9 protein-coding genes and 1 pseudogene are annotated in these 7,999 nt (G+C 64.9%); 2 read left to right on the top strand and 8 right to left on the bottom strand.

From position 1 onward, the window contains the following. Positions 1-212: 212 nt before the first annotated feature. The 4 genes from C1A33_RS15820 to C1A33_RS34965 form a co-directional block, all read right to left on the bottom strand. Positions 213-935, bottom strand: a complete 723-nt coding sequence (locus C1A33_RS15820; protein WP_101832264.1) for a TIR domain-containing protein — start codon at positions 933-935, stop codon at positions 213-215. Further along, positions 926-1,660, bottom strand: coding sequence for a hypothetical protein (locus C1A33_RS15825; RefSeq protein WP_243407600.1), 735 nt, complete (start codon positions 1,658-1,660; stop codon positions 926-928). The genes C1A33_RS15820 and C1A33_RS15825 overlap by 10 nt, the downstream gene beginning before the upstream one ends. A gap of 121 nt (positions 1,661-1,781) precedes the next feature. Then, the gene (locus C1A33_RS15830) at positions 1,782-2,132 is read right to left on the bottom strand and encodes a hypothetical protein (RefSeq protein WP_101832265.1); all 351 of its coding nucleotides are present in this window, start codon (positions 2,130-2,132) and stop codon (positions 1,782-1,784) included. After that, positions 2,125-2,298: a hypothetical protein gene (locus C1A33_RS34965; RefSeq protein ID WP_165818414.1), complete on the bottom strand. Its 174-nt coding sequence runs from the start codon at positions 2,296-2,298 to the stop codon at positions 2,125-2,127. The genes C1A33_RS15830 and C1A33_RS34965 overlap by 8 nt, the downstream gene beginning before the upstream one ends. A 735-nt stretch (positions 2,299-3,033) precedes the next feature. Here C1A33_RS34965 and C1A33_RS15835 point away from each other — a divergent pair. Then, on the top strand, positions 3,034-3,309 hold the full coding sequence (locus tag C1A33_RS15835) for a ribbon-helix-helix domain-containing protein (RefSeq protein ID WP_243407601.1): 276 nt from the start codon (positions 3,034-3,036) through the stop codon (positions 3,307-3,309). Between the two features lie 858 nt (positions 3,310-4,167). Here the strand turns inward: C1A33_RS15835 and C1A33_RS34205 are convergent. Genes C1A33_RS34205 through C1A33_RS15840 form a run of 3 tightly spaced genes read right to left on the bottom strand, consistent with a single transcriptional unit; the run spans position 4,168 to position 5,473 of the window. Then, positions 4,168-4,602 (bottom strand): hypothetical protein, encoded by a 435-nt coding sequence (locus tag C1A33_RS34205; RefSeq protein WP_133150687.1) that lies wholly within the window; start codon positions 4,600-4,602, stop codon positions 4,168-4,170. After that, positions 4,599-5,138, bottom strand: coding sequence for a helix-turn-helix domain-containing protein (locus tag C1A33_RS34210; protein WP_133150688.1), 540 nt, complete (start codon positions 5,136-5,138; stop codon positions 4,599-4,601). Before C1A33_RS34210 ends, C1A33_RS34205 begins: the two co-directional genes overlap by 4 nt. Next, a complete protein-coding gene (locus C1A33_RS15840; RefSeq protein WP_101832266.1) occupies positions 5,135-5,473 on the bottom strand; it encodes a type II toxin-antitoxin system RelE/ParE family toxin in 339 nt (112 codons plus the stop codon). Before C1A33_RS15840 ends, C1A33_RS34210 begins: the two co-directional genes overlap by 4 nt. Positions 5,474-6,131: 658 nt before the next feature. Here C1A33_RS15840 and C1A33_RS15845 point away from each other — a divergent pair. Next, entirely contained in the window at positions 6,132-7,388 is a 1,257-nt protein-coding gene (locus C1A33_RS15845; protein WP_101832267.1) for an IS701 family transposase, read from the top strand. A 135-nt stretch (positions 7,389-7,523) separates the two neighbouring features. Here the strand turns inward: C1A33_RS15845 and C1A33_RS15850 are convergent. Beyond that, positions 7,524-7,999 (bottom strand): annotated as a pseudogene (locus C1A33_RS15850) (hypothetical protein); the annotation flags it as partial.

Below are 7,999 nucleotides of genomic sequence, written 5' to 3' on the forward strand. Positions count from 1 at the left end.
CCCCCGGGTAACCCGCGACCACAGACCTCCCACCCCACCGACCAGAAGGAAACACCACCCCCGGACGTGGACCGGGCGCCCACCCCTCGCGACAGCCAGGGCATTCCACCACGGCCACACCCAGACCGAGCGGCAAAACTCAACATCAACAGGGTAGGAGGCCAGCCCGCGATCACACCAAGTCAAGCGGCGAAAGATCCGGGTTAGTCCTACTACTCGAGCCATCCGCGTTGGGCAGCGCGGGCGCCTGCTTGAAATCGGCTGCGTGCGTCTAAGACCGTCATCAGATCTGAAATCATGCGACGGACCGTGCTGACGGAAACGCCGAGGTGACGGGAGACGGCCTCATCCTTCACTCCAAGGCCGAGTAGTCGCAGCAGCAAGCGCTCGGTATCTGATGGATTGTAGTCGCTGTACTCGGTGTTGCCGGGAAATGTGGCAGGGATTATTGGCGGCCGCCGACCGGGATAGACCGGAAAGTTTGGCTCAATGTCGGGCTTTGCTCGACCCTTAAGTGCGCTTTGTATCTCCTCGAGAAGGCGTTGTCGCGCCGCGCCGGCGGCCATATCGAACAGGTCGATCGTGACAAGAGTACGGAGAATTCCCGGCCGCTCGCAGCTTTCAATTCGGATCGGAAGGAGCTTGCGGGCGAGCCCCTCGGGATCGGCCGCTCGCGCGGCCCGCCACTCCTCGCCTCCGTATACCGACGAGAGGTATGATCTTGAGAGTATGGCTATTGTTCGTACGGCCTGCGTTATTCCTTGTTCCATCTTGAGTCGCCAGTCTGATCCTGGCACGAAATCCCAGCATTGAATCAGGACCTGGTAGTCGGCGTCCTCCAGGTGCCAGGCCACCCATTCCGCCCACGACTGATCAGCAGAGGTGTAAGAGATGAAGAAGTCCCACCCAGCTGTGCTGTTGTCAACTACCGCCACAGCACAACCTTATCCATTGTGGATGCGGGTTGCGACGGGGCCTTGGTGTTCCCGCCGTGGCGTGGCGGTGCTGACCGGGGTTTCGACCACATGAGCAGCCTGAGCGTCGACGTGGATCGGGCCGTACGGATGTTCCTCGTGCTGGCCCGGGCCGCAGTCCACACCCCGACCGCCCGACACACCGCCGCCGGGGCAAGGAATGTGACCCCGGGGGTGAAGGTCAACGCGGTCAGGTTGGCGTAGGAGACGAGCTTGGTGTCCCCGACCAGCAGGAACTCGCGGGGACCCGCGAGAGCGACCAGGGCGCGCAGCGCCCCGGGGACCTGGGACACCTCACCGGCGCCGCCGTCGTAGGCACGCGGGAGCAGCGGGATCCCGCCGTCGCCGGTCGTCGCCAGGCCCGTCTGGACCTGCTTGAGATCGGCACGCCGGTCCTTCGGGTGGCCGTGACGCGGCGCCGCGTAGTCACCGTCGGCCTCCCGGTAGGCGCCGTGCAGCAAGATCGTCGTTATATCCGAGTGGACACGGGAGATGTCGACGCCGAACGCGGCGATCGCCGCCGCGCCGACCGAACCGGCGACCTCGTCGCAGACCGGGGCGAGCGCATCAAGCGCCCGACCGACCCGGTCGTCGTTCAACGCGTCAGGCGCGATGTCGAACATCTCCTCGACCGCCCACCGGCGCGCCCACGACTCGACATGCGGCAACGGCGGACCAAGCACCACCGGGGCGTTACTGGTCCGGCCTCGTCCTGGGGGTCGCAGACGAGGTCCACCATCGGCAACCGCTCGGTCGTAATCGGTTACCGATGGTCGGCCTCGCTGAAGGAGCGGCGCCGTAGCTGGGCTATTGCCTGCTGCGGGCTGCTGGACGGCGACCGTGGCTGATCTTCGTTTGGGCGTGCTGGACGCCGAAGTAGAAGCCGGTGGCGGCGCTGACCAGTGTCGTGACCGAGGAGAAGATCACTTCGATGAGGGGGCGGACCTCCTGCAGGGTGAGATGGGTCCAGTGTGCGGTCGCGAGCAGGGCGAAGGAGCAGAGGACTACCAGGGCGAGCAGGCCGATGAGGCTGAAGGCGATGTAGGACCGCACCGAGTCCAGGCGCTCTTGCGGGTCGTAGGGCGCCGCCTCGATGGTCGGCAGGCCCGGGGCAGGCGCGGTGCTGGTCTCGTCGATCGGACTGCTGTCCTCAGGCACCGCGACTCCACCGGCTCGGCTCCAGCTCGACCACTCCGTGCAGTGGTTCCATCGGCTCGTTTTCGACGATCTCCTCGTCCTCCTTGGTGTCCTTCAACGGCGTGAGCGACCGTGCCTGACGGGCCACGGTCAGGTCGATGGGCTGTTTGGCAGGTCTTGGCGCCACCACCAGCTCCAGGTCTAGGTTCGCCTGCCGGCGAACGACGGGTGGGACACAGCGCTCGGAGCGAGACAACCACGCTGAGATCAGGCTACACACATGTTCTGCGCTGGTTCTACGCAACCCATGCGCGCCCTGTCCACCTGATGTCAGCATGATGTCCACATAGAGTGTGCATCCGATGTTGACAGCACAGGAGAGGGTGGGGCACACTGCGAGGGTGCGGGGGAGAAGGGCGGGCGGAGCCATGATTATTTATTCCGCACGCACCGGCACGAGGCGAACACTTCTTGTAACCATCGATGGGCGGGGGCGCTCCCCACACAGGTTGGTGGCGCCGGACTTCGCCAACCCGCAACATGCCTTGAGGTCCCTTGCCGGCGTGGGTATCAAGCGCTCTTTGTGGCTGCGAGTGGCCGAGGTGTCACCTCGCTGCCGCCCACCACCCGGTGAATCTTTCCACGTTTCCCGCCGGGCGCGCCCAGTGACATGCATTGCCGGAAGACCCGCGCCGATCCACGGCAGCTTCTCCTCGTTTACAGACGAGTGTTGATCCTGACGATTCAATGCGCAGGTCGGTCGCGCGGAAAATCCTGCGGCCGGAGTCCTGCAACCGAGCTACTGCTGCCATGCCGGTGGGAATTAGGGGCGCATATCTTAGTGGATGCAGCCTAAGCTTTCTGAAACGAGAGGAATATAGGTCAGGGCTCCAAGTCCTTACGGGGGGGTCGGAGGTAGATTATGAGCCCGTCAAATGCACATGCCGTAAATCCAGCCGAGACCGAAGCGTCACATGTCGAAGCGAAGCCCAGCGGCCTCACGCGTCTCAGCATCAATCTGAACCAAGAGGCTGCCGACGCTTTGCGTGCCTATACGTCGAAGCGTGGGATCTCCTACACCGAGGCTGTCAGGCGTGCGATCGCTCTCCTCAAGTTCGTCGACGATCAGACGACCGCGGGGAAGGATCTTCAGGTCTCCGACGGTGAGACCGTACAGAAAATTGTCATGATCACCTGAGGTCGAGGCGCGGGCAGCGTCATGCCGAACACAGGTAGCGTGTTGCCCGCGCTTCCCCTCGCCGCTTCTTGGTCGATCCGAGGTTGCAGCGCCGTTAGGCAACCCCTACGGAGGTTGCGAGGGTCTGACGTTCCGGTAGGGTCACGTGACCGGGGCCGTGTCGGGCCGACGACCGTTGCCCTCTCGGAGCCCGTTTCGGTCGGTGACGCACGCAGAGCCAATCGGGCCCCGAGTGGCTCGCCGGCAGACCGAGCGAGGCGCACGCCGTCAAGGTGCGATCGTCGCCCACGTATCCTCACGACGAGCAACTGGTCGCCGTCACCGGGGACGAAGGCCAGGCATCGAACCAGGCCGAGAGCCTGCAGGCAGCGGGTCTGCGGCGTCGCTGCTGCGGCGCCACCGCAGCTCAGGCAGGGATCGCGACTTACACGTTCGGCCAGGTCTGGGTGCCGTTCCGAAGGCGTACGGCAGGCCCAGATTCAGCTGGCGAGGTTCTCCGCGGATATAAGAGACCGCAAGTGCGCCCGCACAGTCGACGGCCGTCCGGCCAGCCGTGGCCAACCGCGTCCTCCAGCTCGCACGCCACACGGCGGTACTCCGTATCAGTGACACCCCGACAAGCGAGCGTTCCGCTGCCCGCACGCCCAACCGGGCAGCACGTCTCTTCGCGCGGCCCAATAGGTGTCAGGCCCAGTCCGCGACGTCGGGATGCCGAACACGCCGTCGGGAACAGTCTTCTTGGCCAATTGGCGAACCTTACCTTAAAGCACTTTTATTGATCAACGCTAGCTAGATTTGGAGCCGGGCACTATTCGCCGGAGTGAGGGGCTGGATGGACCAGCGTCCTACAATTGCAGTTCAGACCTTCGGGCCGGGAATATTTGCCGCGATAGGTCCGAGCGCAATCCCCGGGATACCGAGGCGCGCAGCAAGCGACTGAATCCCTTCCCGGATATAGGGAAAAGACGCTCGAAGGATGTGTAACTCCTGCGCCTGGCTGGCCACATATCCTGTCCGCGCAACGCCATCTGCGAGGGCAAGGCGAACTAGAACAGTGAGATCGATCTCGGCAACGACGGAATCATCTTCACCTTCAAGGACGCAGACACAGGCGATGGTGAGGTCTACCTTGTCGCCGTCGACTGTGCTACTGGCGCCGAGTTCGATGTTGATCGAGGCTGGATATGCATGCCCATGCCTCGTCGCGTGGCAGGCCAAGGTGCTGATGTCATAAAGGTCCGCGGCCTGGATCAGATCCGTTACGGGGACGCTGGAGATGCCCTCAGCACTCACCCGTGCTGCTGTCCTGGCTCGAACTTACCAGGGTCTCCTTCAACTCCCGACATCATCGCCTTGAATGCCGCAGTCGCCGGCCTAATTCTCTCTCGTATGCTCCATTTTCCCTGCCCCGAAGGAATCGGTGTCAACTCCTCCGAGGCGCCAGTGCCTGTAGATGACGACTGCTGACCGTGCTGGCGGCCGAGCCCTTCGAGAGTCTGAGGGGCTAGAGCAACAGGGCGGGGATCCCTGCTATCCACTCGGGCCTTCCGCTGTTCGCCCACGTCATATAGCTCGAGCCCGAGCTCGAAGCCCATTGCGTGAAAATAGTCGGCTGCGGTCGAGACCTGCAAGTCGCCATCGCCGTCCAGCACGTGACTTATCTCAGCAGGCGAGACGCCTAATTCAATAGCGAGGTCGGCGTCAGTCTTCCCCGAGGCCAGCTGCGCAGCATTAAGACAGCGCAGCAAATCGTACTTGAGCCTCGCCTCGGCGAGGCTCCGCTCACCACCTTGCAGTCCCGCCACCCATTCGTAGAAAGAGATACTCACAGGCCGACGTCCTCCCCCCGTACCCGCTTGGCGCGATCGATCTCTCCCCTCGGCGTATAGTCCGTATTCTTCCTGAAGCCGTGAGTGAGCCGCGCCGCAGTCATGCCAAGATGTTCCGTCTCGAAAAACGGCAGCCGTATCTTGCCGACCTTCAGCTCGCGCAGGCCATCCGCCAGATCATTGATCTGACGGGGAAAGGAGAGGATCTCATCATGTGCGTATGCTTCAAAGCGAACAGCGATGTCAGCGAGATCCCGTAGGCCGGCAGGGCTGCCCTCCAGCGACCGGAGAAACTCCTCGACGCCACCGCTGGGCGCCCTGGCTGCTTCGATCATACGCAGCGGCCCCCGTTCGTAGACGATGCGGCTGCAGTCTGAGCAGCTTTCTCTACGTAGTCCTGGCATGACTGTACCCCCCGCTTCCCCCGAATGCCACACCTATATGTGCCGGCAGACATGGAGCGTGTCAAGTACGACAAGTTACGTGTCTTGCGCTGGATCGAGTTCCTCGCAGCACATAGAGGCGTTTCCGCAGGTCAGGACACTTGCTGTTTGTCTAGTTCACGCGCAGCCCACGTCGCACTTTCCTGCTGGGCAGCAAAAATCTTTTGGATGTGTTGGTAGACACCTCTGGTCACCTGACCGTCTCGGACGCGTGCTCACGCGAGTCCGCCGTGACAGCCTGGGCGTCGCATGCCCGAGGCCGACGTAGTGGCGCTGGCGGAGCATGTGCCATGTCAGACCGACAGCTCTGGCAACGACTCACGGCCTGACCACAGCGACGGAACCGGTGATAGGCAGGACCATCTGCGGCCTGCCTCGTCGCCCAGCGCGATCCGCGGTCGGCCCCTTGGCTGGCGCGCGAGTTCCCGGGCTCGGCTGGCGATCACGATGCCGATTACTCGGATTCGCTCGTGTCACAGCTAGTAGGACTTGATTGGGTCTGTCAGTGGTTGTACTGACTGTCGTCTTCAGCTGTGTGGCGGTGGTTGGTATGGAACTGGGTGAGATGGACCGGGTGCGGCCAGTGATCGAACGGTTCGCGGGTGAGATGTTCGCGGACCTGCCGCGGCGGGATCAGCGGGGCAAGGGTGAGCTGTATGTGCGGGGGCTGCTGACCGACGGCAAACGCAAGAGCATGGTTCCGATGGCCGCACGCCTCGGGGTGGACCATCAGCAGTTGCAGCAGTTCGTGACCAGCTCGACGTGGGACTACACCCAGGTCCGTCGGCGCCTCGCCGGCTGGGCGGCCGCCTTCCTCGACCCGGTCGCGTTGGTGGTGGACGACACCGGCTTCCCGAAGGACGGGCCGGCGTCGCCCGGGGTGGCCCGGATGTACTCCGGCACCCTGGGGAAGGTCGGGAACTGTCAGATCGGGGTGTCCGTCCATGCGGTCACCGACTGGGCGTCGGCCGCGGTGGACTGGCGGCTGTTCCTCCCGCGGTCGTGGGACGACACTGCCCTGCCCGACCCTCAGGACAGCGCCGCCGCGCGGGCCCGGCGGGCCCGCGCCGGGATCCCGGACGCGGCGCGGCACCAGGAGAAATGGCGCCTCGCGCTGGACATGATCGACGAGCTGGCCGGGTGGGGACTGCCGAGCCGGCCGGTGGTGGCGGACGCCGGCTACGGCGACGCCGCCGCCTTCCGCCAGGGCCTGACCGACCGGAACATCCCCTACGTGCTGGCGGTGAAGCCGACCGCGACCGCCTACCCCGCCGACGCGGCGCCGGTCACCGTGGCCTATGCGGGCAACGGCCGGCCACCCGCGTCGACCTACCCCGACCCGCCCCGCGATCTGAAGACCCTGGTGACAGCAGCCGGACGGTCCGCCGGCCGGTACGTGACCTGGCGGCACGGCACCCACAAAACCCCGGCCAACCCCACCGCGGGAATGCGTTCCCGCTTCCTCGCGCTCCGGGTCCGCCCCGCGGGCCGGAACCTCACCCGCAACCCCGACCGCGGCCTGCCCGCCTGCTGGCTACTCGCCGAATGGCCCCCTGGCCAACCCGAACCCACCGACTACTGGCTGTCCACCCTGCCCGAGGGCACCCCACCGCGACACCTCGTCCGCCTCGCGAAGATCCGCTGGCGGATCGAACACGACTACCGCGAGTTGAAAGACGGCCTCGGCCTCGACCACTTCGAAGGACGCACCTTCACCGGCTGGCACCACCACGTCACCCTCGTCAGCATCGCCCAAGCCGTCTGCACCCAGCTCCGCCTCGACCCAAAAGCCCCTGCGCCGGCCTGACCCTCTACGGAGTCCTCCGCACCCTCCAGACCCTGCTCGCCGTCTGGACCGGCGCCTGCCCCACCTGCCAGCAACCCTTCACCCACACACCCAACGTCACACAACACCTATCCGGAGTCACCTAACGAAGTCCTACTAGGGGTTGGGCTGAGTGAAGGTGGGGGTGGTGTGGTCGGAGCCGCGCCAGAGGTAGGCGGTGAGGGCTTGGCCGGCGGCTTTTTCGTCGGCGGGGGTGGAAGGTAGTGGCCAGCGGAGTTGGGTGTAGAGGGTGGTGCGGTGGGTGTCGTAGGCGGCTTCGATGAGGTCGCCGAAGGCCTGTGCGCGGGATGGGATAACAAGGGTGACGGTGAGGGTGGCGATGGCCAGTGCGAGGGGGATGGCGAGCAGGGTGTAGGGGGTGTAGGCGCTGAAGAGGAGGGCCCAGAGGGTGGTGGTGGCGGCGGTGTCGAGGCTGGTGCGGGCGGCGAGTAGGTCGGTGCGGTGGGTGTCGGGGAGTGCGGGCCAGAGGCGGGGCCAGCAGATGATGGTGTCGAGGCCGTATTTGTCGGCTGGTCGGCGTTCGGCGGCGCGCAGGATGTTGCCGGTGCGGGTGGGTAGGTAGTAGCCGGGGG

The organism is Frankia canadensis (genome assembly GCF_900197875.1).
GTDB classification, from domain to species: domain Bacteria; phylum Actinomycetota; class Actinomycetes; order Frankiales; family Frankiaceae; genus Frankia; species Frankia canadensis.